Annotated in this window: 28 protein-coding genes; 9 read left to right on the top strand and 19 right to left on the bottom strand. The window is 47.9% G+C overall.

Translation table 11 applies throughout. The features are described from left to right. Positions 1–35 precede the first annotated feature (35 nt). The 4 genes from PBAL39_RS12490 to PBAL39_RS12475 form a co-directional block, all read right to left on the bottom strand. Complete coding sequence (locus PBAL39_RS12490) at positions 36–1,169, bottom strand: aspartate aminotransferase family protein (RefSeq protein WP_008241967.1); 1,134 nt, start codon at positions 1,167–1,169, stop codon at positions 36–38. 77 nt (positions 1,170–1,246) lie between these two features. Further along, on the bottom strand, positions 1,247–2,218 hold the full coding sequence (argC, locus tag PBAL39_RS12485) for an N-acetyl-gamma-glutamyl-phosphate reductase (protein ID WP_008241965.1): 972 nt from the start codon (positions 2,216–2,218) through the stop codon (positions 1,247–1,249). Next, a complete protein-coding gene (gene argG / locus PBAL39_RS12480; protein WP_008241963.1) occupies positions 2,208–3,401 on the bottom strand; it encodes an argininosuccinate synthase in 1,194 nt (397 codons plus the stop codon). Before argG ends, argC begins: the two co-directional genes overlap by 11 nt. Before the next feature lie 13 nt (positions 3,402–3,414). After that, positions 3,415–4,113: an N-acetyltransferase gene (locus PBAL39_RS12475; protein ID WP_008241962.1), complete on the bottom strand. Its 699-nt coding sequence runs from the start codon at positions 4,111–4,113 to the stop codon at positions 3,415–3,417. A 505-nt stretch (positions 4,114–4,618) separates the two neighbouring features. On the opposite strand from PBAL39_RS12475, the gene PBAL39_RS12470 reads away from it, so the two are divergent. Both PBAL39_RS12470 and namA read left to right on the top strand, forming a co-directional pair. Further along, positions 4,619–5,776 (top strand): M28 family metallopeptidase, encoded by a 1,158-nt coding sequence (locus PBAL39_RS12470; RefSeq protein ID WP_008241961.1) that lies wholly within the window; start codon positions 4,619–4,621, stop codon positions 5,774–5,776. Between the two features lie 114 nt (positions 5,777–5,890). Beyond that, entirely contained in the window at positions 5,891–6,967 is a 1,077-nt protein-coding gene (gene namA / locus PBAL39_RS12465; RefSeq protein WP_008241960.1) for an NADPH dehydrogenase NamA, read from the top strand. 116 nt (positions 6,968–7,083) lie between these two features. On the opposite strand, the gene PBAL39_RS12460 is transcribed toward namA, so the two are convergent. Together PBAL39_RS12460 and PBAL39_RS12455 are read right to left on the bottom strand one after the other, a co-directional pair. Continuing rightward, on the bottom strand, positions 7,084–7,788 hold the full coding sequence (locus tag PBAL39_RS12460) for a DUF2931 family protein (protein ID WP_008241959.1): 705 nt from the start codon (positions 7,786–7,788) through the stop codon (positions 7,084–7,086). A gap of 19 nt (positions 7,789–7,807) precedes the next feature. Continuing rightward, positions 7,808–8,143 carry a hypothetical protein gene (locus PBAL39_RS12455; RefSeq protein ID WP_008241953.1) on the bottom strand — a complete coding sequence of 112 codons (336 nt, stop codon included), beginning with the start codon at positions 8,141–8,143 and terminating at the stop codon, positions 7,808–7,810. A gap of 339 nt (positions 8,144–8,482) precedes the next feature. Between PBAL39_RS12455 and PBAL39_RS12450 the strand changes: the two genes are divergently transcribed. Beyond that, on the top strand, positions 8,483–8,788 hold the full coding sequence (locus PBAL39_RS12450) for a YbaB/EbfC family nucleoid-associated protein (protein WP_008241944.1): 306 nt from the start codon (positions 8,483–8,485) through the stop codon (positions 8,786–8,788). A 46-nt stretch (positions 8,789–8,834) separates the two neighbouring features. Beyond that, positions 8,835–9,512, top strand: a complete 678-nt coding sequence (locus PBAL39_RS12445; RefSeq protein WP_008241940.1) for a metal-dependent hydrolase — start codon at positions 8,835–8,837, stop codon at positions 9,510–9,512. A gap of 191 nt (positions 9,513–9,703) precedes the next feature. Here PBAL39_RS12445 and polA read toward each other — a convergent pair whose 3' ends face one another. Next, positions 9,704–12,517 (bottom strand): DNA polymerase I, encoded by a 2,814-nt coding sequence (gene polA / locus PBAL39_RS12440; RefSeq protein WP_008241938.1) that lies wholly within the window; start codon positions 12,515–12,517, stop codon positions 9,704–9,706. Between the two features lie 167 nt (positions 12,518–12,684). On the opposite strand from polA, the gene PBAL39_RS12435 reads away from it, so the two are divergent. Continuing rightward, positions 12,685–13,386 (top strand): hypothetical protein, encoded by a 702-nt coding sequence (locus PBAL39_RS12435; RefSeq protein WP_008241935.1) that lies wholly within the window; start codon positions 12,685–12,687, stop codon positions 13,384–13,386. Positions 13,387–13,409: 23 nt separating this feature from the next. Here the strand turns inward: PBAL39_RS12435 and PBAL39_RS12430 are convergent, their stop codons facing one another. From PBAL39_RS12430 to trmB, 4 genes are all read right to left on the bottom strand, one after another. Next, a complete protein-coding gene (locus tag PBAL39_RS12430) occupies positions 13,410–13,970 on the bottom strand; it encodes a DNA-3-methyladenine glycosylase I (protein ID WP_157274008.1) in 561 nt (186 codons plus the stop codon). A 4-nt stretch (positions 13,971–13,974) separates the two neighbouring features. After that, a complete protein-coding gene (locus tag PBAL39_RS12425) occupies positions 13,975–14,316 on the bottom strand; it encodes a carboxymuconolactone decarboxylase family protein (RefSeq protein ID WP_008241931.1) in 342 nt (113 codons plus the stop codon). 9 nt (positions 14,317–14,325) lie between these two features. Continuing rightward, positions 14,326–14,652 (bottom strand): MGMT family protein, encoded by a 327-nt coding sequence (locus tag PBAL39_RS12420; RefSeq protein ID WP_008241916.1) that lies wholly within the window; start codon positions 14,650–14,652, stop codon positions 14,326–14,328. 144 nt (positions 14,653–14,796) lie between these two features. After that, positions 14,797–15,447, bottom strand: a complete 651-nt coding sequence (gene trmB / locus PBAL39_RS12415) for a tRNA (guanosine(46)-N7)-methyltransferase TrmB (RefSeq protein WP_008241912.1) — start codon at positions 15,445–15,447, stop codon at positions 14,797–14,799. A gap of 118 nt (positions 15,448–15,565) precedes the next feature. Between trmB and PBAL39_RS12410 the strand changes: the two genes are divergently transcribed. Then, positions 15,566–16,513: a GDP-L-fucose synthase gene (locus tag PBAL39_RS12410; protein WP_008241909.1), complete on the top strand. Its 948-nt coding sequence runs from the start codon at positions 15,566–15,568 to the stop codon at positions 16,511–16,513. A gap of 37 nt (positions 16,514–16,550) precedes the next feature. Then, positions 16,551–17,483: a hydrogen peroxide-inducible genes activator gene (locus PBAL39_RS12405; RefSeq protein WP_008241907.1), complete on the top strand. Its 933-nt coding sequence runs from the start codon at positions 16,551–16,553 to the stop codon at positions 17,481–17,483. 54 nt (positions 17,484–17,537) lie between these two features. Here PBAL39_RS12405 and PBAL39_RS12400 read toward each other — a convergent pair whose 3' ends face one another. The 3 genes from PBAL39_RS12400 to PBAL39_RS12390 all read right to left on the bottom strand — a co-directional run bounded on the left by PBAL39_RS12400 (position 17,538) and on the right by PBAL39_RS12390 (position 19,032). Next, on the bottom strand, positions 17,538–18,143 hold the full coding sequence (locus PBAL39_RS12400; protein WP_039866510.1) for a superoxide dismutase: 606 nt from the start codon (positions 18,141–18,143) through the stop codon (positions 17,538–17,540). An 80-nt stretch (positions 18,144–18,223) separates the two neighbouring features. Continuing rightward, positions 18,224–18,697 carry a nucleoside deaminase gene (locus PBAL39_RS12395; protein ID WP_008241903.1) on the bottom strand — a complete coding sequence of 158 codons (474 nt, stop codon included), beginning with the start codon at positions 18,695–18,697 and terminating at the stop codon, positions 18,224–18,226. Next, complete coding sequence (locus PBAL39_RS12390; protein WP_008241900.1) at positions 18,697–19,032, bottom strand: tRNA-binding protein; 336 nt, start codon at positions 19,030–19,032, stop codon at positions 18,697–18,699. The genes PBAL39_RS12395 and PBAL39_RS12390 overlap by 1 nt, the downstream gene beginning before the upstream one ends. 33 nt (positions 19,033–19,065) lie before the next feature. Here PBAL39_RS12390 and PBAL39_RS12385 point away from each other — a divergent pair, with 33 nt between their 5' ends. After that, on the top strand, positions 19,066–20,250 hold the full coding sequence (locus PBAL39_RS12385; protein ID WP_008241898.1) for a class I SAM-dependent rRNA methyltransferase: 1,185 nt from the start codon (positions 19,066–19,068) through the stop codon (positions 20,248–20,250). A 21-nt stretch (positions 20,251–20,271) separates the two neighbouring features. On the opposite strand, the gene PBAL39_RS12380 is transcribed toward PBAL39_RS12385, so the two are convergent. After that, the gene (locus tag PBAL39_RS12380) at positions 20,272–20,517 is read right to left on the bottom strand and encodes a DUF6814 family protein (protein WP_008241896.1); all 246 of its coding nucleotides are present in this window, start codon (positions 20,515–20,517) and stop codon (positions 20,272–20,274) included. Beyond that, complete coding sequence (locus PBAL39_RS12375; RefSeq protein ID WP_008241894.1) at positions 20,514–22,061, bottom strand: MFS transporter; 1,548 nt, start codon at positions 22,059–22,061, stop codon at positions 20,514–20,516. Before PBAL39_RS12375 ends, PBAL39_RS12380 begins: the two co-directional genes overlap by 4 nt. A 179-nt stretch (positions 22,062–22,240) precedes the next feature. Here PBAL39_RS12375 and PBAL39_RS12370 point away from each other — a divergent pair, with 179 nt between their 5' ends. Next, positions 22,241–23,140 carry a bestrophin family protein gene (locus tag PBAL39_RS12370; RefSeq protein WP_008241891.1) on the top strand — a complete coding sequence of 300 codons (900 nt, stop codon included), beginning with the start codon at positions 22,241–22,243 and terminating at the stop codon, positions 23,138–23,140. Here the strand turns inward: PBAL39_RS12370 and PBAL39_RS12365 are convergent, their stop codons facing one another. Genes PBAL39_RS12365 through PBAL39_RS25815 form a run of 3 tightly spaced genes read right to left on the bottom strand, consistent with a single transcriptional unit; the run spans position 23,141 to position 24,984 of the window. Then, positions 23,141–24,196: a nucleoid-associated protein gene (locus tag PBAL39_RS12365; RefSeq protein WP_008241889.1), complete on the bottom strand. Its 1,056-nt coding sequence runs from the start codon at positions 24,194–24,196 to the stop codon at positions 23,141–23,143. A 6-nt stretch (positions 24,197–24,202) separates the two neighbouring features. Beyond that, a complete protein-coding gene (locus PBAL39_RS25820; protein ID WP_008241887.1) occupies positions 24,203–24,682 on the bottom strand; it encodes a TerC family protein in 480 nt (159 codons plus the stop codon). 2 nt (positions 24,683–24,684) lie between these two features. After that, entirely contained in the window at positions 24,685–24,984 is a 300-nt protein-coding gene (locus PBAL39_RS25815) for a TerC family protein (RefSeq protein ID WP_008241884.1), read from the bottom strand. Positions 24,985–25,055 lie beyond the last annotated feature (71 nt).

Raw genomic sequence — 25,055 nt, 5'->3', positions numbered from 1 at the left:
GAAATATTTTTTATGGTTAAAGCGCCGACCACAGTCTAGCCCTTTAAAGCAAGTTTAAAACTATTTAAAAACTGGTCTGCCTGTGCTATTGTTAAGTTGAGTGCCGGCAGTAACCTGATGACATTGGGCTTCGCTTCACCGGTAAAGATGCGGTATTTGAACAGCAAGTCCTTTTTAACATTGGGAAGGCTTTCAGGCAGCTCGATCCCGATCATCAGCCCACGTCCGCGGACCTCCTTAATGCCCTCGATTTTCTTCAGCTCCTCTATCAGGTAGCCGCCTACCTCTGCTGCATTTTTCATCAGTTCATCCTGCTCCATCACCTCCAATACTGCCAGTGCCGCTGCGCAGGCCAGGTGGTTACCGCCAAAAGTGGTACCCAGCATGCCATGCCATGGTTTAAACTTCGGTGCGATGGAGATCCCTGCAACAGGAAAGCCATTGCCCATGCCTTTAGCCATGGTATACACATCGGCCGATACCCCGGCATAATCATGAGCGTAAAATAACCCGGTTCTTCCGTAACCACATTGGACACTATCAGCGATATAAACAGCATTATGGGCATCGCAAAGGCTGCGGATCTCCTGCAGGAACTCAACAGCAGCTTCTTTGATCCCTCCTACACCCTGGATCCCTTCAATGATGACCGCAGAGATCTCCCTGCCGTGATCGGCAAAAGCCTGTTTCAAAGCAGCAACGTCATTGTGGGGAAGAAAGATGATGTTTTCTGTTTCATTTACTGGAGCAACAATTTTAGGATTATCCGTTGCTGCTACCGCCAGGGAAGTTCTTCCGTGGAATGCACCTTTAAAGGCAATCACTTTTTTTCTGCCATTGTAAAAAGAAGCCAGCTTCAGGGCATTCTCATTTGCCTCGGCACCGGAATTACACAAAAACAGCTGATAATCCGTTTTACCAGATACCTGCCCCAGTTTTTCTGCCAGCTGTGCCTGCAGGGGAATGAGTACCGAGTTGGAGTAGAAGCCTACCTTATTAAGCTGCTCCGTTAATCTTTTAACATAGTGCGGGTGTGTGTGGCCAATGGAGATCACGGCATGTCCTCCGTAGAGGTCCAGGTATTCCTGTCCTTCTGCATCCCAGACAGTGCTGGCCGATGCTTTGGTAATTTCTATATTGTTTAGTGGGTATACGTCAAATAAATTCATCTGAATGGTAGTTTTAGGTAAGGAAAATAAGCAGCAGGCGCTGCGTGAGTCCGGCGTTCCGGGGAGCAGCAGGGGAATTAAAACCCTGCTGCCTTCAATGCCAGTCCCTGCCGTTCTTCGAGTCCGAAGATCAGGTTCATATTCTGAACAGCCTGTCCGCTTGCTCCTTTCAGCAGGTTGTCGATGATGCTCACGATAAACAGCTTGCTGCCATGTTTTTCTACATGTAGTAAGCCTTTGTTGGTGTTCACCACCTGCTTCAGGTCTATATTTTTCTTGCTGACATGCGTAAAAGGATGTGCCGCATAGTAGTCTTCATAAACTTTCAGCGCCTCCTCTTCAGTAAGGTCGCTTTCAAGGTAGATGGCGGCAAGGATGCCCCTGGTAAAATCACCGCGCTGGGGAATGAAATTGAGGATGCCGTCAAATGCATCATCCAGCTGCAGCAGGCTTTCGCCAATCTCATTGAGGTGCTGGTGTTCAAAAGCTTTATAAACAGAAAGGTTGTTGTTGCGCCAGCTGAAGTGTGAGGTTGGCGCAAGGCTTTGCCCTGCACCGGTAGATCCGGTTGTTGCATTGATGTGCACTTCCGCCGGCAACAATCCTTTTGCGGCCAATGGCAGTAATGCCAGCTGTATGCAAGTCGCAAAACAACCCGGGTTGGCAATATATTTTGCCGACTGGATGCGTTCTCTGTTGAGTTCCGGCAATCCATACACCCATTTGTCAGCAGCCGCAGCTTTCAGCCTGAAGTCCTGGCTGAGGTCAATGATTTTAACATGATCCGCAATCGGGTTGGCATCCAGGAACTTCTTCGCGTCGCCATGGCCTACGCATAGAAACAGGACATCAATGTCTGGCGACACCTCTCCTGTAAAGCGCAGGTCAGTATCCCCAAAAAGGTCAGTATGAACATCTGAGATCAGGTTCCCGACATTGCTGTTGCTGTGCACAAACGCAATTTCCACGGAGGGGTGGTTGAGCAGCAGGCGCAGCATTTCTCCGCCCGTATACCCCGCACCTCCTATAATCCCTGCCCTAACCTTCATTGCTGTTCACTTTATGCCAGATCATTACCTGGTTGCCAAAAATCTTGGAGAAACCTTTTACATCTTCACCCGTCCAGGCGTTGTTCATCTCCCCATAACTTCCAAATTTGTTGCTCATCAGGTCATGTGCAGACTCGATGCCAATGATCTGGAATCGGTATGGCAGCAACTCTACAAACACTTTTCCGCTCACCGTTTTCTGGGTATCTGCGAGAAAAGCTTCGATATTTCTCATGATCGGATCATGGAACTGTCCTTCATGCAGCCAGTTCCCGTAGAAAGAAGAAAGCTGCTCTTTCCATGAAAGCTGCCATTTTGTTAGCGTATGTTTTTCTAAAGTATGATGTGCCTTGATGATGACCATCGGTGCGGCGGCCTCAAAGCCCACACGCCCTTTGATTCCGATAATGGTGTCACCCACGTGAATGTCCCTGCCAATACCATAAGGCTGAGCAATGGCCTGCAGTTTCTGGATGGCTTTTACCGGAGACATGCTTTCGCCGTCTATCGCAACCAGCTCCCCTTTATCGAAGGTCAGCTCCAGCTTACGGGCTTCGGTTTCTGACACCTGTGTTGGCCATGCCTCCTCAGGAAGTGTTTCATGAGAAGTCAGCGTTTCTTTTCCCCCTACAGATGTTCCCCAAAGACCTTTATTGATGGAGTACCTTGCTTTCTCCGCACTATATTCCACGCCATGGTTGGCCAGGTAAGCAATCTCCGCTTCGCGGGATAACTTAAGATCTCTGATCGGCGTAATGATTTCCACGTTGGGAATGATGATGTTGAAGATCATGTCAAAGCGCACCTGGTCGTTGCCGGCACCAGTGCTGCCATGTGCCACATAGTCGGCACCTATTTTCTTGACATAGTTGGCAATAGCGGTCGCCTGACTTACACGTTCAGCGCTTACCGACAGTGGGTAGGTCGCATTCTTCAGCACATTGCCGAATACCAGATATTTAATACAGCCGTCATAATAGTTGGCAGTTTCGTCTACTACCGCATGAGAAGCAACACCAAGGGCATAAGCTCGTTTTTCGATTTCCTGCAGCTCCTCCTCAGAGAAACCACCAGTATTCACGATCACGGAATGGACTTCCAGTCCGCGGTCCTGTGCCAGGTAAATACAACAAAATGAGGTATCTAAACCTCCGCTAAATGCTAATACAACTTTCTTCTTCATCTTAAGATAACAGCTATTTAAATAATACGGTGAACAGTAAGAACAAGGCTTTGGCACCTTTGTTCGTTGATTTTTTCAATACGAGTTGTTGCTTGATGCGCATAAAGCGCTCATACAGTCTGGGTTTTTTCTCCAGCTCTTCGGCAAACTTTTTGGCGACATCATGTTTTTGCGTAGCCGGATCGTACAGCATGGCGGTACACATACAGTTTTTACGCTCTTTCATGGTGAGGATTTCGAAGTTGACGCAGCTCTGGCATCCTTTCCAGAAGTCTTCATCCTGGGTAAGCTCTGAGTAAGTGACGGGTTCATAACCAAGATCAGAGTTGATCTTCATCACCGCAAGCCCCGTAGTAAGGCCGAATATTTTTGCCTTCGGATATTTCTGACGGGAAAGAGCGAATACTTTTTCCTTGATGGCGTGGGCTAGACCGGCTTTCCTGAATTTGGGGCTGACGATGAGGCCGGAGTTGGCTACAAACTGTCCATGGCTCCAGGTTTCGATATAGCAAAAACCCGCCCAGGTGCCGTCCTTGTGAAAAGCAATCACGGACTTGCCGTCGATGATCTTCCCTGCAACATATTCCGGTGAACGCTTGGCAATACCTGTGCCGCGTGCTTTTGCAGACTCCAACATTTCCTCGCAGATTTCTTCTGCAAAGACACGATGTTCAGGAAGTGCAACCTGCACTATAAAATCGTTTATATTCATTAATATGATAACGAAAAAATATGAATGTTCTGATTAATTGTTTTTTGAGAGGCAATCCTCTGTGGAAATGCTGCTGAGTATTACTCAGAGATTACTCAAATACGAGGCGTATAATTTTGCCGGTTGGTGGTTACAGAAAATATGGGTCGCAAGCGCTCAATAAATAAACTTTTGGAAGCAATGTTCTTTGCTTCAACAACTGAAAGTTTATGTATAATTTGCTTGATCATTTTCTGTTTCTAATAATTCTTTAAATGAGTTGAGGCGCAAAGGTTTAAATAAATATTGAGTTGTGCAATACGTTTTTTATTTTTTTACATTTTTAGGTAAAAAACAAGACAAAAATGATGATTATCAGGCCCTCATAAAGCCGCAGAAAATTTTCAGTCTCATCTACTCAAAAATATTATATTTACTAAAGGGTATATTTTAGCTTACATTCACCCTTAGCGGGCGAATATTTATTACAAAAAATATACCACAGCCACCGATATTGAGACCGAATATGAAGAAATACTTACTAATCCTGCTGATCGCCGCCGCGCAGCCCGTTCTGGCGCAGGACATGACATATGCCAGAAAGATGATTGACACCCTTACCTCTCCTACCTTGTGGGGAAGGGGGTATACCAATGAAGGTATGGCAAAGGCCGCGCTGCTGATCAGTAATGAATTTAAGGCCTCTGGGCTGCAGCCCCTTTCCGGCGATTCTTTTATGCAGGAGCTCAGTTATCCCGTGAACACCTTCCCCGGCAAGATGTCGCTGAAGATCAATGGTAAGGCGCTTCAGGCGGGCAAAGACTTTATTGTCATGCCGGAAAGCCAGGGCAGAGAGGGGTACATGAAGCTGATGCAGCGCGACAGCACAACCTTCATCAACAGCACTCAGCGTGTGATTGTAAGGACTAAAGGCAAGCTGACCTGGTCTGTCGCCCCTGAACAGGCCGATTATACCGGAATAGAAATAAGGACTGGCGCCATTGAAGGCCCCCCAAAAGATATGGAGCTTCACGTGGAAAACAAGTTGCTCCCCGCATTCAAAGCAGATAACATCTGCGGGATGGTCAGAGGGAAAAGCAAACCCGACTCGATCATCTTCATCACCGCCCATTACGACCACCTTGGCGGCATGGGCGACGGCACCTACTTTCCCGGTGCAAACGACAATGCCAGTGGCGTCTCCTTCCTGCTCAACCTCGCAAAGTATTACGCAAAACATCCGCAGCCCTACACCATCGCATTCATCTGCTTTGCCGGAGAGGAGATCGGACTGATGGGCTCAAAATACTTCACTGAAAACCCGCTTACAGACCTTAAAAACATCCGCTTTCTGATCAATGTAGATATGGTCGGGACCGGCGGCACCGGCATCACGGTCGTCAATGCGACCCTTCATTCCAAAGAATTTGAGCTGCTCAACGAGATCAACAACAAACACCATTACCTGGTAAAGATCAACCCACGTGGAAAAGCAGCGAACAGCGACCATTATTTTTTTACAGAATCCGGTGTACCTGCATTTTTCATGTATACCCAGGGCGGCATCAGCGCCTACCACGATGTCGATGATCGCGCAACGACGCTTCCCCTGACTGCCTATGAGCAGCTGTTCAAATTATTTGTCGCTTTTAACAGTCAGCTGATGAAACCCGCAGCCAGATAACCGCATCCTGCAATGTCATGCCTGTATTCAGCTTGTCATCCCAGTGTTTTGATTGCTTTTGAAAGTGAACATTCCCGATAGCTGTTTGTTACTTTGCTTTAAATCGATCAAATTATGTCAGTTTTATTATCCCCGCTCACCATCAAAGGTGTTACCCTGAAAAACAGGATTGTCGTATCCCCTATGTGCCAGTATTCTGCCGAAGACGGCTTTGCCAGCGACTGGCATCTGGTGCATTTAGGCTCGAGGGCTGTCGGCGGTGCGGCGCTCATCATACAAGAGGCCAGTGCGGTCTCTCCCGAAGGACGGATCAGCAGTGCTGATATTGGCATCTGGAAAGATGAACACCTGCCGATGTTGAAGCGGATTACAGACTTCATTCATGCCAACGGCTCCCTGGCGGGCATTCAGCTGGCCCATGCGGGTCGCAAGGCGAGTACCCTTCCACCATGGCAGGGCGGTACTCAGGTAACGCTTCAGGATGGAGGATACCAGGCCTACGCACCCAGTGCCATCCCCTTTCGCGAGGGCGACGAAGCACCAATGGCACTCGACGTGGAGGGCATCGAAAAGGTGAAGAAAGATTTTCGCGACGCGGCAGCAAGGTCTTTAGAAGCAGGTTACCAGGTGATCGAGTTGCATGCAGCTCATGGCTATCTCCTCCACCAGTTTCTTTCTCCATTGAGCAACCAGCGTACAGACGAGTATGGCGGGAGTTTTGAAAACAGGATCCGACTGCTTATGGAGGTCCTGGAAGACGTACAACAGGTATGGCCGGACGAACGACTGCTGTTTGTGCGCATATCGGCTACCGACTGGGCTGAGGGAGGCTGGACGCCCGAAGAATCCCTGAAGTTGTCCGCGATATTGAAGGAGAAAGGCGTGGACCTGATCGACTGCTCATCGGGTGGCCTGGCCATCCATCAGCAGATTCCGGTATTCCCGGGTTACCAGGTGCAGTTTGCAGAAGCCATCAAGAACGAAACCGGCATTCTTACAGGAGCCGTAGGGCTCATCACTGAAGCACAGCAGGCCGAAGACATCCTTCGTGAAAAGCAGGCAGATCTGATCTTCCTGGCGCGTGAGCTGCTCAGGGATCCTTACTTCCCATTGCATGCCGCCTACCAGCTGCAGGAAGAACCGGAATGGCCTCATCAGTACGAAAGGGCAAAACCCAGGAAAACCAGATAGCTTTCGTTTCCGTAAGTGCTTACAACACCGACAGAGAAACGCAGCAAAACATTATATCTACTTATGAATCAAAGCTATGCCCGAAGGAGCATGGCTTTTTTAACACCTATGCGGGTCTAATATCCACGCAAATAATGTGAAGGGGTATCGATATAGTTGACCTCCTTTTCCCCAACCCCACCAGATTCCTGAATCCGCAGACTGTCGGATTCGAACTCCCTACTGAAATAATCCTTTGGTGATGATGCCACCCGCTGAAAAAAGTCATCTCCTTTTTTCCTGGGGACGTAGGCATCGATATGATGTTTCAGCAGTGTACGTTCAAACTCCTCTCCCTGGATCCAGATCACGACATTTCCTCTATTGGCGATACCCAGCACGATGTTGAACCGCTTTACCTCTGGCATCCCATAAATTGAAGTACGCAACCCGCGTGCCTCCTCTGTCTCAAAAATACTGCGGAGGGTATCAAGGGGCAGCGGAATGGTATCCCTGTAAAAGGCCTTGTCGCGAAAGGAGGCGTAACTGATCACAACAGCAAGTGGTAGCCGCTCTTTGTGATCAATCACGGGAGAATCACCAAATCCCCAGCTCCCATAGCCATCAGAGACCGACTTTGTCTGGATGCGCTTTTCATCCTTCCCTTCGAGCAATAACTTCGCCGTCCAGACCCTGACTGGCAAATCAGTAGGAAAAGATACAGAGGCGTCATAGTAATACCGTGGACTGGAGTGATAACTGAGAAAGCGGATCAGCGTTGCCAACCCCAGAAGCACAGCCGTGACCAGAAGGATCTTATTGAACGTATTTAGTTTCTTCATGATGATTCGTTAATCCGTATTAATGCTGGAATGCCTGGCCCAGGCCAATGATAAAAATCAGGCCGGCAATAAGGACGCCTGTAATGATCAGTGAAATGATAAAGAGGACTTTGCCCGCCACATGCCCCTTCCCCCTGTACATAAAAACATAAGCTCCGAGCAGAACGGTCACCATGCCACTAATCAACGGCACCTGGAACAACTTTTCATCCTCAGTGTTGTGGGGTACATTCAGGAAGAGGATCATCAGAATGATGATGCCAACAATCAGCTGTACACTGATAGAAGACTGTCGCTCCTGATCGTATTTCGGCGATGGCGTTAGCTCTTTATTTTCCATTTCATTATTTTCCATGGTCTTTTTTATGGAGACGATTCTCCGCTTTCAGCGCTGTATGTTTAGGGGTATATATCCAAGTACAAACATGCAATTAAAACCTCTGCAAAGCACATACCGCTATTTTCGTTTTTACCTTTCCAGTCTGATATGCTTTCTTCCGCACCTTCTTTCTCCAGTCTCCTTTTCCAACCCACTTTTCCGGCATACCGGTCTGCCAGCCCATTAAGACCTGCAAGCAAGTCAAAAATAGCTGTTAAAACATCTAATTGTTAAAATACTGATAAATGTTCATTCCCGGTGATTTGTTTAAACCAAATTGCCTTAATTTCGTTTTTACATAAAAAAACGATTCATATGTTCGACAAATTAATGGCCGCACAACAGAAGGCCGATGAAATCAAAAAGAGACTGGATCACGTTTCTGTATTTGGTGAGGTGGAAGGTGGCGCCATCCGTGTCACAGCAACAGCCAATAAAACCATTACCTCGGTAGAGATTGAAGAGGCTTTTTACAAAGAAGCCGACAAAGAAGAGCTCGAAGAGCTGTTGCTTACCGCCATCAATAAAGCGCTGGCACAGGCAGATCAGGTAAGTGCCACAGAAATGCAGGCAGCGACCAAAGATATGCTCGGAGGTCTCGGAGGAATGTTCGGTCAGTAACCGTACGTTAAAAAAGATGTCCACAACACAACCATCAAATCACATTATGAAATATACCTATTACGGCCAATCCTGCTTCCTCATTGAGGCAGATGGCAGGAAGTTTCTCTTCGATCCTTTCATTACGCACAATCCTTTAGCAAAGCACATCGACATCACGACCATCGAGGCCGATTATATTCTGGTGAGCCATGGACATGACGACCACCTTGCAGACCTGGTAACACTGGCAAAACAGACAGGAGCTCAGGTCATCGCCATGGTAGAAGTGGCAAAATGGGCAAGCGAGCAAGGCCTCACGAAACTGATCCCTATGAACTTCGGGCCACAGAAATTTGACTTCGGTAAAGTGAGAATGGTCCCTGCATCACACTCCAGCTCTCTTCCTGACGGCAGCTACGGCGGAACACCCGCAGGTTTTGTCCTGGAAACGGCCGGAAAAAACATCTACTTTGCTGGTGATACCTCACTGACCATTGAGATGAAAGTGCTAGCTGATCTTTACCAGCTTGACTACGCCATTCTTCCCATCGGAGGTCATTTCACGATGGATCCGGAAGATGCGTTGATTGCGACAAAGTATTTCAACTGCGACAAAGTGATTGGTGTACACTACAACACCTTCCCTCAAATCGAAATAGATACCCATGCGGCAAAAGAGTTGTTTGCAAAAGCCAATAAACAGTTGTTGTTACCAGCGATCGGCGAAACAATTGAACTGTAACGAACACTAATGACAAAAAAAACAGTAAAACGGCATCACAAGACACTAAGCCTGTTAAACCCCTCGCTATAGTTGATGCTCAAAAAAAAGAGGATGTACCTTGAAAAGACGTGGAAATCTTTTGTGCCCTTCCGCACAAAAGATTTCGGTCTTTGAATGGTCATCCTCTTTTTTAGGAAAACATCCGGACGCTAATGCGCTTCCAGCCAGTTATTTCCCTGGCCAATTTCTATTTCAATCGGCACTGTTGTCGCAATTGCGGTTTTCATCCGATGTGAAATGATCTCTTTCATTTCGTCGACCTCTGTTTTGAGGACGTCGAACACAAGCTCATCATGTACCTGCATGGTCATCTTAGACTTCATTCCACGTGCATTCATGTCTTTGTGGATGTTGATCATCGCCACTTTGATCATGTCAGCTGCAGAGCCCTGTATGGGTGCATTGATCGCATTTCGTTCTGCAAAGCCACGTACCGTCTGATTTGCGGAGTTGATGTCCCGGAGGTACCTTCTGCGCCCCAGTATGGTCTCTACGAAACCATTCTCCCGGGCGAAGTTCATGGTATCCGACATGTATTTCTTGATCCCCGGATACTGTGTGAAGTACTGGTCGATAATTTCCGCAGCCTCCTTGCGTGGTATGCCGAGGCTCTGTGAGAGGCCAAAGGCCGACTGCCCGTAGATGATCCCGAAGTTTACCGCTTTGGCATTCCGGCGTTGTGTGGACGTCACCTCTTCAATGGCAACACCGTACACCTTAGCGGCTGTAGCAGTATGGATATCCAGTCCTTGATTAAACGCTTGCAGCATATTTTCCTCTTTGCTGATGTCAGCAATGATGCGGAGTTCAATCTGCGAATAATCCGCAGAAAGCAATACATGGTTTTCATCCCTAGGAATAAATGCCCTGCGCACCTCTCGGCCGCGCTCCGTGCGGATAGGAATGTTCTGAAGATTGGGGTTGTTGGAGCTGAGGCGTCCCGTTGCAGCCACCGCCTGGTTGTAGCTGGTATGTACCCTTCCCGTTTTAGGGTTCACCAGGAGCGGAAGTGCATCCACATAAGTGGACTTCAGTTTTTGCAATTGACGGAAGTCCAGGATGTCCTGAACGATGTCACTTTTACTGGCCAGGGCCAGCAGCACATCCTCCCCGGTCTGGTATTGTCCGGTTTTGGTCTTTTTTGCCTTAGGATCGAGCTGCAGACGGTCAAAAAGCACCTCTCCCAGCTGTTTAGGCGAAGCCAGGTTAAATTCTACACCACACTTATCATATACATTCTTTTCAAACTTACGGATGTCTGTTTCCAGCTCTTTGGAGTAGTTGACGAGTGTTTCGATGTCGATCCTTACCCCTTCACTTTCGATGTCGGCAAGCACGTAGATCAATGGGTTTTCCACTTCCGTCGCCAGCTGTTCGGCGTTGAGGTCCTTTAACATCGGCCTGAATACATTTGCCAGCTGGAGGGTCACATCAGCATCTTCAGCGGCATAGTCGACCACCTGCGCTACCGGCACATCCCTCATATTGCCCTGGTTTTTACCCTTAGGGCCAATCAGCTTAGTGATGGAGATCGGGGAATAACAAAGGTAATTTTCCGACAGCACATCCATGTTATGCCGGGTATCCGGATCAATCAGGTAATGCGCCAGCATGGTGTCAAAGAGTTTTCCTTTGATCTCCAGGCCATACCATTTTAGGATCAGCATATCATACTTGATGTTCTGACCAATCTTGGCAATATTTTCATTTTCCAGCACCACTTTAAACTCATCGAGGATCGGCTGCGCAAGCGTTCTTTCCGGAGGTAGGGGAATGTAATATCCGGCACCTGGTTTCACGCTGAACGACAGGCCCACCAGCTCTGCAAGGTTGGCATCTGTACCTGTTGTTTCAGTATCAAAGCTGATGCTTTCCTGCTGCAGCAGCTCCTCAATCAACGCTTTGCGCAGATCTGCTGTATCAATCAGACGGTAATCATGCTCCGTATTTTCTATTGTTTTTGCATTCTCCGCTTCCGCAAAAAGCTCCGGCGGCGCCACAAAAACCTTCGACTCCGTATCAGTGCCAGCAGTGACATTGCCGAACATATCCATCTGACCTGAAGTATTTACCTTGGCCTCATTGACACTGAAATCTTCACCAAAGACACGCTTGCCGATGGTACGGAATTCAAGCTCTGCAAAAAGCGGCTCCAGCAGCTCCCTGCTCGGCGCCTCCAGTACCAATGCATCCGGATCAAAAGTTACGGGAACATCCAGGATAATCGTCGCCAGCTTTTTGGACACCAGTCCCTGCTGCGCATACATCTCTACATTCTCCCGTTGTTTGCCTTTCAGCTCATGAGCATTCGCAATGATGTTTTCCATCGAGCCATACTGCCTGATGAGCGATTTGGCTGTTTTCTCGCCAATACCGGGAATGCCGGGAATATTGTCGACCGCGTCGCCCCAAAGCCCAAGGATATCAATCACCTGCAGCACATTTTCAATGTCCCATTTTGCGAGCACCTCCGGCACACCAAGGATCTCCATTTCATTGCCCATCCTTGCAGGTTTGTAAATGAAAATGTTCTCGGAAACAAGCTGCGCAAAGTCCTTATCCGGGGTCATGCAGTAGACCTGAAAACCCTGGCGCTCACCTTCTTTGGCCAGTGTACCGATGATGTCGTCGGCTTCATAACCATCTTTGGTGATCACCGGTATGTTAAAACCCTCGATGAGTTTTACTACGTAAGGCAGTGCTGCAGAAAGGTCCTCCGGCATCGCCTGCCGGTGTGCCTTATACGCTTCAAAGTCCACATGTCTTTCTGTAGGGGCATCCGTATCAAATACCACGGCAATATGACTGGGTTTTTCCTTTTTAAGTACTTCCATGAGCGTGTTGGCGAAGCCCATCACTGCAGATGTATTGATCCCCGTAGAAGTAAAGCGGGGGTTTTTACTCAATGCAAAGTGCGCCCGGTAGATCAGCGCCATACCATCAAGGAGAAAGAGTTTTTTCATTGGTATATATTTATTCTTTATACGTCTATACTTTATGCGGATGAATCCACAAGAATGGCTTCATCCCGATAAAGGTACTAATAGTCGGCTGTTCCCTTCAAGCCTTTCGGCAATTTCTTGCGGAGCGTTCATAACAAAGCACAAATAATTTCCGTTATTTGGGTATCATGAAGATCACCAGAATACTCCACCTTCTATCTTTTGCGCTGCTGTTTGGCAGCAGCACGGCAGTTGCCCAGGATGCGGTCACCATTTCAGATGGCAATTATGTTCGGGGTACCATCAAGGGCACCAATTACTCCACCGTTGCCCTGTTAAAAGACGACCAGAGCATCGTACAGTATTTCGCAAAGGACATCAAGGAGTTTGTGTGGAATGGAGAAACTTATGTCAGCAAGCCCATTGTGCTGAAGAAAAAGATGGAATACCGTTTCTTCAAACTGGAGGCTTACGGCGCCGTGAACCTTTATTCCTTTGGAGGAATGAGCAATGCCCTGGATGAGCCGCAGCCTAAGCGCAGCAGGATCAGGCCAAGTGTGGGCATCGGTGCAGGCAGTGGCGGTTTTGGAGGCGTAGGTGTGGGTGGCGGCATCACCTTTGGTGGTGGTGGCAGGAGCAGCCAGGAACCCGTCAGTAAAAACAGGCCACCGAGTGCCTATTTCATTGAGAAGTATGGCACAGGCCCGATGCAGGAGCTCCCTGTAGAAAGCGGGAACTCAGAAGCTAAAAATCAGCAGATTAAAAATGTGTTGTTGCAGAAGCTCAGCAACGATGAGGACCTCGCTGAGCGGATCAAGGCTACAGAAAGCTTTGATGCCAAACTGGTCAAAGCTTTCGTGACGGCCTATAACGAGATGCACAAACCATAACCTAAAAAGTCCGAAAAGCCCACTTAACGGGCAATGCAACCTTCCACATGGTCATTGACCAATCCAGTGGCCTGCATGTGCGCATAACAGATCGTCGTTCCGAAAAATTTAAATCCGCGCTTTTTCATGTCTTTACTGATGGCATCAGAAAGCTCGGTCCTTGCCGGCACATCCGCCATCGACTTTACTACATTTTGAATCGGCTGTTTTCCTGGGATAAAACCCCAGATGTAATTGGCAAAGGAGCCGAATTCTTCCTGAATACCGATAAAGAGTTTTGCATTGCTGATGGCCGCCTTAACCTTAAGGCGGTTCCTGATGATCCCCGGGTCGTTCATCAGCCGTTCTTCATCAGCCTCATCAAAAGCAGCGACCTTTTTTACGTCAAAACCGCCAAAAGCAGTACGATAGCCCTCTCTCCTGCGCAGGATCGTGATCCAGCTCAGTCCAGCCTGTGCACCTTCCAGCAACAAAAATTCAAACAGCGTATGGTCGTCATAAACGGGTTTACCCCATTCTTCATCATGGTATTTGACATATAATGGATCTGTACCGCACCAGGCACACCTTTTCGTTTCTACCATCGCATTAAGCATTAAGTTCATCCCAATATTCCACTGCACGGCGATAATGGGGAATCACAATTGAACCTCCCACCAGGTTGGCAATCATGAACACCTCATTGATCTCCGCATGGCTTACGCCTTCGTTATAACACTTCTCCAGGTGGTATTTGATGCAGTCATCACAACGGAGCACCATGGACGCCACCAACCCCAGCATTTCCTTGGTTTTGACATTCAGTGCACCCTCTGCATAAGAGGTTGTATCCAGTGCAAAAAAGCGCTTGATATTTGTATTGGCGGTTTCCATAATCCTATCGTTCATCTTTGAACGATATTCGTTAAACTCTTCTACTAATTTTCCCATAATATTGATTTATAACTCCTGTAAAGGATCCCACATTAGTTTTTTAAAGTCGACCACCTTATCATTCTTCACCCGGACCCCCTCCTCAGCCAGCAGCCGTTCCATGTCATTGGGATCACTGAAATGAAACCTGCCGGTCAGCAGCCCGCTGCTGTTCACTACGCGATGTGCCGGCACTTTAGGATGTGCGAGCCCGGCATTGCTCATCGCATAACCGACCATCCGTGCCGAACCACCGGCACCAAGGCTCCTGGCGATTGCACCATAGGAGCTTACACGGCCTTTAGGAATCAGCCTTACCAACTCAAAAACCTGATCGTAAAATGATTGTTCCATATCTTTATTTTATTCAGACGGTGATGCACCAATTAAACATTCCAGGCAGTTCAGCGCCCCCGCCAGCTCAGCGTACTCCAACCAGTAGTATTCCTCAGCAGCCAGTTCAACAGCGAAACTGAGCATCCTTTTGCCGACTAAACGTTAGTCAAATGAAAACTGTATGTAATTGATGTTTTTGTTTTCCTTTAGATAGATCCGCTCATAGTGGGTTTTGATCTTCAGCACCTCGTCATACAGCTCAGAGGTATACAAATGATCCGTTTTCTTATGACAAACCAGGCCTTCTGCAGCCACGGTATCGACGGTATAAGCATATAGACCATCATTGTCCGTTTTCAGGTTGATCATGCCGCCCGGCTTAAGAAAGGTTTTGTACTTGTTTAAAAACGCAGGGTAAGTCAGCCTTTTCTTCTCACGGCTATCCTGCGGCTGTGGATCCGGAAATGTAATCCAGATTTCATCCACCTCATCTGTGTCAAAATACTCCACAATGTCCTCAATCTGAATCCTCAGAAAGGCGAGGTTATCGATGTGCTCGTCTACACCAGTCCTGGCACCGCGCCAGATCCGGTTGCCCTTCAGGTCGATGCCGATGAAGTTTTTTTCCGGAAAAAATTTAGCCATGTTGACCGAATATTCGCCCTTGCCGCAGGCCAGCTCCAATACAATCGGATGGTCATTCTTGAAATGTACCGCTCCCCATTGGCCCTTCAGTGCCTTACCTGCTTCCAGCTGATATACATTTGGAAAAGTATCTATTTCCGCAAATTTTCGTAATTTATCTTTGCCCACTATTAAAATATTTTGACGCAAAATTACAATTAAATCTTCTCTTAAACATGCTGCAGGATATTTCTAGACATGCTGCGGGATATTTCGTATTTTTGTAACACATCAAGTACTGATCACATTGGAAAAAAGCGCAAAAATATACGTTGCAGGCCACCGCGGCATGGTGGGTTCTGCCATCTACAGAAAGCTGGTTTCAGCTGGATTTGACAACATCATCACCCGCAGCTCCGCAGAGCTTGACCTGCGCAACCAGCAGAACGTGGCCGACTTCTTCGAGGCGGAGCAGCCGGACTATGTGTTCCTTGCTGCCGCAAAAGTAGGCGGTATCGTTGCCAACAATACCTACCGGGCAGATTTTCTCTACGAAAACCTGTCTATTCAGAATAATGTCATCCACCAGGCTTATAAAACTGGCGTGAAGAAACTCATGTTTCTGGGTTCCAGCTGCATCTACCCGAAGCTGGCCCCGCAACCGCTCAAAGAGGAAGCCCTGCTGACCGGCCTACTGGAGGAGACCAATGAACCTTATGCCATTGCCAAGATTGCCGGTATTAAGATGTGTGATGCTTACCGTGCCCAGTATGGCTGTAACTTCATTTCTGTAATGCCGACCAACCTGTATGGTTACAACGACAACTACCACCCTCAGAACTCCCACGTGCTGCCGGCATTGATCCGCAAGTTTCACGAAGCAAAGGAAAGTAATGCCACGGAGGTCAACATATGGGGTTCAGGCACACCTATGCGTGAATTTCTTTTCGCGGATGACCTTGCTGAAGCCTGTTACTTCCTGATGCAGCATTACGATGAACCAGGCTTCCTGAACATCGGCACCGGCGAAGACCTGACCATCAAAGAGCTTGCACTGCTCATCAAAAAAGTGGTCGGTTTTGAAGGTGAACTGACATTTGACAGCAGCAAACCCGACGGCACGCCGCGCAAACTCATGGACGTCTCCAAATTACATGCCCTGGGGTGGAAACATCAGGTACAACTGGAAGAAGGTATCGGACTTGCCTACCAGGATTTCTTAAATAAAGTAAATTCCCTGAGCGCTCATAGTTAAAATTGATATATTTGCTTTAAGCAGATAAATTTTAACTATGACCCTAGTACAACTTGAATATATCGTCGCTGTAGACACCTACAGAAGTTTTGTAGGTGCTGCAGAGAAATGTTTTGTGACACAGCCTACACTCAGCATGCAGGTGCAAAAGCTGGAAGAGATGCTGAATGTCAAAATCTTCGACCGCAGTAAACAGCCGGTGGTCCCTACAGAAATCGGCGCACAGCTCATTGAGCAGGCACGTGTCATCCTTCAGGAAAGCCATAAGATCAAGGAAATCATCAGCAGCCAGCAGCAGGATGTAGTGGGTGAGCTGAAGGTGGGTATCATTCCTACCGTGGCCCCTTACCTCCTGCCAAGAGTGATCTCCGGCATGATGGAGAGGTTCCCCGATCTGAAGCTCCTGATTTGGGAATATACTACGGAAGACATCATCCATCACCTGAAAACAGGCGTACTGGATTGTGGGATTTTGGCTACCCCCCTGGCGGATAACTCCATATCGGAGAGCCCCCTATACTACGAAAACTTTGTCACCTACATCAGCAAAAACAGCAAGTTGTATAAGAAAAAAGCCATTGATCCCGATGACCTTGATGATGAGAACATCTGGCTCCTCAATGAAGGACACTGTATGCGCTCGCAGGTGCTCAACATCTGCAGGTCGACAAAAGATAGCAGACTTCAGGGACTCACCTACAATACGGGCAGTGTGGAAACGCTGATCCGTATGGTAGACGTGAACAATGGGGCAACCCTGCTGCCGGAGCTTGCCCTGGCAGAACTCAGCGCTAAACAGCTGAGTAAAGTCCGTTACTTTAAGTCGCCGGAACCCGTACGCGAGATCAGCCTGGTGACACATAAAAACTTCATCAAAAAGAGAATGCTGAATGCACTCAGGGAAGAGATCCTTTCCGTCATCCCGAAAACGATGAAGCAAAAGAAAAAGAAAGATGTAGTAGGCATCTAAAAATAAAGGCCCCGTAGATCACTGCGGGGCCTTTATTTTTATTTAACGCTTGTCTTAAGCTTTTTTGAAGCGTTCAGCCACAGCATCCCAGTTCACTACATTCCAGAAAGCAGCAATATAGTCCGGGCGTTTATTTTGATATTTCAGGTAGTAAGCATGTTCCCATACGTCCATACCCAGGATCGGTGTACCTTTTACTTCAGCGATGTCCATCAAAGGATTGTCCTGGTTAGGTGTAGAAGTTACCGCCAGTTTATGATCTGCAGTAACGATTAACCAAGCCCAGCCTGATCCAAAACGGGTCGCACCAGCATCAGCAAATTTAGTTTTGAAATCTGCGAAAGATCCAAAAGCAGCATTGATGGCTTCAGCAAGCTCACCTTTAGGCTCGCCGCCTTTGTTTGGCGCCAGCACTTCCCAGAACAGAGAGTGGTTAAAGTGACCACCACCATTGTTTCTTACTGCTGCAGGAAACTTAGAGATGTTTTTAACGATATCTTCGATGCTTTGAGTCGCTTCAGGTTTACCCTCTAAAGCTTTATTTAAGTTGGTAACGTAAGCCTGGTGGTGTTTGCCATGGTGAATTTCCATAGTCAGTTTATCGATATGCGGTTCTAGTGCATCTGTTGCGTAAGGTAACGCAGGTAATTCAAAAGCCATATTAAAATATTTAAGTTTAAACTTGTTTTCAAGACAAATATAACATTCGAACATTAACTTTTGTTCAACTGTTTGTCAAGTTACCCTCTTTTATTCGCAAAAAAACGCGTCATCAGTGCACCGCATTCTTCAGCCAGCACTCCAGCTTTCAGTATCGTTTTAGGATGCAGCAGCTTAGCTCCCCGGGAGGTAAACCCGCGTTTAGGCTCCGTTGCCCCGTATACCAGTCGCCCGACCTGCATCCAGTAGCTCGCTCCGGCACACATCACACAGGGCTCCACGGTGACGTAGATCGTGCAATCCTTCAGGTATTTGCCCCCCAGCGTCTGTGCTGCTGCCGTGAAGGCCTGCATTTCCGCATGTGCTGTCACATCGTTGAGCTGCTCGGTGAGGTTATATCCACGGCCTACAATCCGGCCTTTACACACCACAATGGCACCAATAGGTACCTCCTCCGCGACATATGCTTTGTTTGCTTCCTCCAGCGCCAGGCGCATGTAATGCTCATCTTCCGCAGCCGGATTAGGCTGTTCTTCAAAATTATAGTAGCTCATCAGATTAATTTACTGCCATTGGGCACATTTCCAGCCAGGGCTGTCAATACAATATCTCCATTTTCATCTGCAAATCCAGTAACAAGAAACTCAGACATGAACTTGCCGATCTGCTTCTTGGGAAAGTTGATGACGCCAACGATCTGGCGCCCCACCAGTTCCTCCCGGGTATAATGTTTAGTGATCTGGGCACTGCTCATCCGGATTCCAAACTCGCCAAAGTCCACCCTAACCTTATAGGCCGGCTTACGGGCCTCAGGAAAATCAAAAACCTCCAGAATGGTACCCGCTCGGAGTTCTACTTTTTCAAAATCATTCCAGCTAATTTCTTCCATCTGACAAAATTACAATTTTTATACCTTTGCAGAATGGTTGATGTAATACTAAAAAAGGGCAAAGAAAAAGCGGCAACGCTACGCCACCCCTGGATCTTTTCCGGCGCAATTGATAAAGTTAAAGGAAAACCGGAAAATGGTGAGGTCGTGAGGCTCAGTTCTGCCAGCGGCGAGTTTCTTGCCTACGGGTATTACCATGCCACTTCCCGCGTGGCATTGCGGCTACTGGAATGGGATGAAGCCATCACCATCGATGCGCAATGGTATGAGCAGAAGCTGAACAATGCCATCTCCTCCAGGGCACACCTGCTGAATGCAGATACCAACACCTGCAGGCTTGTATTTAGTGAGGCAGACTTCCTCCCGGGGCTGATTGTCGACAAATATGCGGACTTTTTGTCGTTGCAGATCCTGAGTGCCGGCATGGAGCACGTTAAACCAATACTGATCGACATCCTCCGTAAAGCACTGAACCCAAAAGGGATCTTTGACAAGAGCGATGCCACTGCACGTACACACGAGCAGCTGGAAGCGACACAGGGGCTTTTGTGGGGTGAGCATCCTCCAGAGTTTATCGAGGTGATGGAAAATGGCATCCGATACCACATCAACATCGCCGAAGGACAGAAATCAGGTTTCTACTGCGATCAGCGCGACAACCGACTGATCCTTTCTGAATATACAAAAGGTAAAAAGGTGCTTGATTGCTTTTGCTACAGCGGCGGTTTCTCCCTCAACAGCCTGAAGCAAGGCGCGGCGGAGGTCACGAGTGTTGACAGCTCCCCGCTGGCGATAGAGACCCTGCAGCACAACCTGCAGCTAAATGGCTTTGATGCCAGCCTGCAGCAGAGCATTCAATCGGATGTGAACAAACAACTGCGTGTTTTTAAAGAAGAGGGGCGCAAGTTTGATGTCATCGTGCTTGATCCGCCAAAATATGCCCCGTCAAGGTCTGCACTCGACCGTGCCGCAAGGGCTTATAAAGACCTCAACAGGCTGGGTATGCTGCTTCTGGAACCGGGCGGCATTATGGCCACCTATTCCTGCTCGGGTGCGGTAGACATGGAGACCTTCAAGCAGATCATCGCATGGGCCGCCCTGGACGCGGGGAAAGAAGTGCAGATCATCAGGCAGTTCAGTCAGCCTGAAGACCACCCGGTAAGGATTTCCTTTCCGGAAGGTGAATACCTCAAAGGCCTGCTGATTCGCGTACTTTAATCCCTTCGCGTACTCCAATTCTTACTCTGCGTTGTCGGGCAATTCATCATATTCGCCAGCCATCGCATACCGGCCGAAGATCACCAGCCCTGCACTGATCGGAATAAATATACACAATATGATTCCCCACTGCAGGGCTGTATTTGTCTTTTCTACCCCCTCGGCGGCGAGCCCCACCTTCTCGTAAGCCTGGATAAACATAAAAATCATGGACAGTGGGCCCAGCAGGACCCAGCACAATCCAAGTATTCGTTTTAGTCCTTTCATATTTCTGATGTTTTAAGTTCTTCAATGGATTTGCGCTTGTGGTCCTTCAGGTAAATGGCACCTATCACAAAGCTCAGCGCGGCGACGCCAATAGGATACCAGAGGCCCGACAATGGGGTCGATCCGGGGAAACTGGCAACGAGTGTTGCAATAAAGGGCACCAGACCTCCGAAAACACCATTCCCGACATGATAAGGAAGGGACATGGAGGTGTACCTGATCTTTGTAGGGAACAGCTCTACAAGGAAGGCGGCAATAGGACCGTATACCATTGTCACCAGCAGGATCTGGAAGAAAATCAGGAATACAAATTTCCAGAACACCGCCGGTGTCAGCTTTTTATCTAAATACTTGTCGGCTTGTGGTGCTGCCGCCCTCGAGCGGTCGGCGTAACTGATGCGGCTTTCTATCTTCCCGAAAGTGGCACCGTTCAGCAGACTGACGTTCGTGCGGCGCTCCTGCAGCGTATCGCTGGTTCCTTTTATGACAGTACTTGTCAGGATAGGTACCGAGGCTTCCATAATTTCATTGGGCTGCACCCTGCTGAAGTCGGTATCATCCAGAAATACCTGATAGATCGGGCGGTAAAAGATGATGCCGAGGAGCATACCTGTGAGCATGATCCACTTGCGTCCTATTTTATCACTCCAGGCTCCGAAGATCACAAAAAAAGGTGTCGCAAAGGCAATGCCCCAAAGGAGGATGTAGCGGGAGTCGTTGAAGTCCAGCTTACAGGTATTCTCCAGGAACGACTGTGCATAGAACTGCCCCGTATACCAGATGACGCCCTGTCCCATGGTTGCCCCAAACAAGGCCAGTAACACCATCTTAAAGTTTGTTTTATTGCTGAAGCTTTCCTTCAAAGGATTTTTGGAAACTTTTCCTTCCGTCTTCAGCTTGCTGAACATCGGCGACTCGTGCATCTTCATCCGGATATAAATAGAAACGCCAACCAGCAGAATCGACAACAGGAAGGGGATGCGCCAGCCCCAGTCGGCAAATTCAGCTGCCCCAATTATATTTTTGGTCAGCACAATGACGCCCAGCGACAAAAACAGGCCTCCGGTAGCTGTGGTCTGGATCCAGCTGGTAAAAAAGCCGCGGCGGTTGACCGGAGCATGCTCGGCAACATAAGTTGCTGCACCTCCATATTCTCCACCAAGGGCCAGTCCCTGTACCAGGCGCAGGATCAGCACCAGGATCGGTGCGGCATAACCAATGCTGGAATAAGAAGGAATGAGGCCAATCAGAAAGGTGGATCCACCCATCAGCACCAGCGTCAGCAGAAAGGTATATTTTCTTCCGATGAGGTCACCGAGGCGGCCAAAGACCAGCGCCCCGAAAGGGCGGACAATAAATCCCGCGGCAAAAATAGCCAGGGTATTGATGAGTGCCGAGGCCCCCGCATCAGAAGGAAAAAGCTTTGCGCCGATAATCGTGGCCAGGCTGCCGAAAATATAGAAGTCGTACCACTCGATCAGGGTGCCCAGAGAAGAGGCCCCAATCACTTTGAAAATGCTGTTCTTTTGTAATTCCTGATTCATACGGAAGGTTGATATTTGGCTTGATGACTAAAGTACAATTTATTGGCAATAAATTGCAGCAGACGAGGAGATTAGCCAAAGAAAAAAAGCGTACAACCTGTAGTGGTGGATTAAAAGCACTAATTGCAAACAATATCAGGAATTTGTTTGTAGATTAAATTCAAAATCCACACAACCTTATGCTCATTGCCCAGAACATCCGACTCAGCAGGATCCTCATCAATACCTGGAAGGTAGACCTCATCATGATCGCCTCCTGTACCGTCACCTATTTTGCACGTACCTTTCTGATTGCCCACCACCTCGATATCCCTTCCATCATCCCCTCTGTCCTTGGAACCGCCATTGCCTTTTTCATTGGTTTCAACAACAACCAGGCTTATGACCGGTGGTGGGAAGCACGTAAGATCTGGGGATCACTGGTCAACGACTCCCGCTCCTGGGCACGAAGCCTGATCAATTATACAGATGATAGCCCGGATACGCAGAAGGTTGTGGTGAGGATGATCAAGAGGCACATCGCCTTTCTCTATTGCCTGAAAGGCGCATTACGCAGCTTTGACGACAATGTGTACAGCAAGTACCTGAGCGTTGCCGACCGCCAGGAAATCGAAGACCACAGCAATAAGCAGAATGCCATACTCAATATACAGTCGCGGGACCTGCAGCTCATCTCCAAGACTGGTCTGATTGACAGCTTCAGGTTCATTGAACTGAACGCATTGCTGGTGGGCTTTACCGACCAGATGGGGATGTCAGAAAGGATTAAAAACACCGTATTCCCAACAACATATACCTATCTGACCAAGGTGTTCATCTGGCTCTTTGTCGTCTCCATCACCCTGGTCATCAGTTCTTATGTAGACTACTGGTCTATTTTTATCGGCTGGCTTGTGGGTTTTGTATTTGTGTCTACCCAGGTAAACGGCATGAGCCTCATCAATCCTTTTGAGAACAACTCTGCCGCCATCCCGCTCAACCAGATCACCAGGACCATTGAAATCAACCTTTTGCAGATGCTTGGCGAAACAGACATTCCCGATCCGGTAAAACCGATCAACGAGGAGTATGTACTGTAACTATTCCTCTTCGCGAAAGTAAACCTTATAATAGTTCATAGATTTGTCGTCATCAAAACCCTTTTCAATCAGCTCTTTGTCGCCATGAATATAGATGTGGAAGTTCTTGTCCAGCTTTAACACACTCTTATAAACCCGGGCCTGTTTTTTTACCGCTGCGCCGGAGATGTCGAAAGTGTCAGCAATGGGACTATCAAACTCTTCCTCAAAGCTCTTTTTATAGTTTTTAAAGGACTCTATACCTTCTGCATTACCAATGACCTCATTGGAGAATTCGTCGATGTCAAAGCTCTCTTTTTCCTTGAAATATTTCATCGACTTGTTGAGCAGGTCAATTTTGTCTGCCTTTGAAATTTCAAACTCCTGGTCCAGCTTTTCCGTGACGAAGTTTTTATACACGCCAAGTACACTGCTCGTCTGGTTGAAGTTGTCGTTTCTGATCTTCAGTTTGAGGAACTCATCTTTCCAGTATACCGCTTCTGCACTCCTGTTGGTCTGATCGATTACCGCAACACGATAGCCTTCTTCCTGATCTGTATTAAAGATCAGACATCCTTTATCCAGCTTATTGATGTTGATGGCATCCTGCTCATATCCGAGGCCAAAACCACCATCCTCAGGATAAACCTTCAGAAAGGATTCTTTGGTCTCTGATTTAAAGATGCCGATTGCATCATGCAATTCTCCCTCAATCTGTACGTTCTCGAAATAGGCAACATACAGCTCCCCTGGTTTGATCTTTGGATGTCCTGATACATCATAAAGGTATTTCGCCAGCTCCATGCTGTTTTCATGAAAAGTCTGGCCATCCTCAAATATTTTGGCAGCAAAATGATAGACCTCATTCAGGTTCAGGTCGCTGTTGGGATGAAAAAAGCGGTAAACCTCATTTACTTTGGCATAAGGGCCAAGAAAATACTGTTGCAGCAGGCTGCTCAGCATCAGGTCCTTGATGACAATGGACTGGTCAGACAATACGTAAAACTCCTCCTGGGATTTGTTCCCGATTCGGTGTATAGATAATTCGGCCAATGAGGCCTCAAAAAAAGAAATCATGCAGGGTTACTTATTTTCGTGTGGGGTGTCTCTTAGCGTTACCGGTTTCCGGGATTTACCTTTCATCTTCAGGTTAAGGACTTCCACCAGTACCGAGAAGGCCATGGCAAAATAGATATATCCTTTAGGGATGTGCTGATCCAGGCCCTCGGCAAGCAGGGAGACACCAATTAATAGCAGAAATGACAGGGCGAGCATCTTTACTGTCGGATGGTTATTCACAAAGTTGCTGATGGTACCGGCGGAGATCAACATGATGACCACAGCGATGACCACTGCAGCAATCATAATCTCAATATGATCGGCCATCCCTACAGCGGTAATGACAGAGTCCAGGGAGAAGACGATATCCAGGATCAGAATCTGGACAATAATGCCGACAAAGGAGTGCACTTTGCCTTTTATGCCACCTTCTTCCTCTCCTTCTAGTTTATTGTGAATCTCGTGTGTGCTTTTATAAATCAGGAACAGTCCGCCGATAATCAAGATCAGGTCCCTGCCCGAAATGGCGAGCTTTCCAGCCAGTCGGCATGGGTAACACCTATCAGGTCGCCGATGTTGAACAAGGGTGCTGTCAGCTTCATCACCCAGCTAAGGGACAGCAACAGCAGTATCCTGGTGATCATCGCCAGGCCAAGTCCGGTCTGCCGTGCTTTCTTCTGCTGTTCCTGCGGCAGTTTACCCGCAAGGATAGAAATGAACACGATGTTATCGATGCCCAGTACAATTTCCAGTACGGTCAGGGTAACCAGCGATATCCACGCTTCAGGACTGCTTAAAAATTCCATCTGATAGTTATAAATGATGTGCTAAGATATAAAAAAAGCTTGTTGACTGTATCAACAAGCTTTCCCTACTT

The sequence above is a fragment of the Pedobacter sp. BAL39 genome, assembly GCF_000170795.1.
Taxonomy (GTDB): Bacteria; Bacteroidota; Bacteroidia; order Sphingobacteriales; family Sphingobacteriaceae; genus Pedobacter.
The sequence above is the reverse complement of the archived record's forward strand: the minus strand, read 5'-3'. Positions and strand labels throughout refer to the sequence as shown.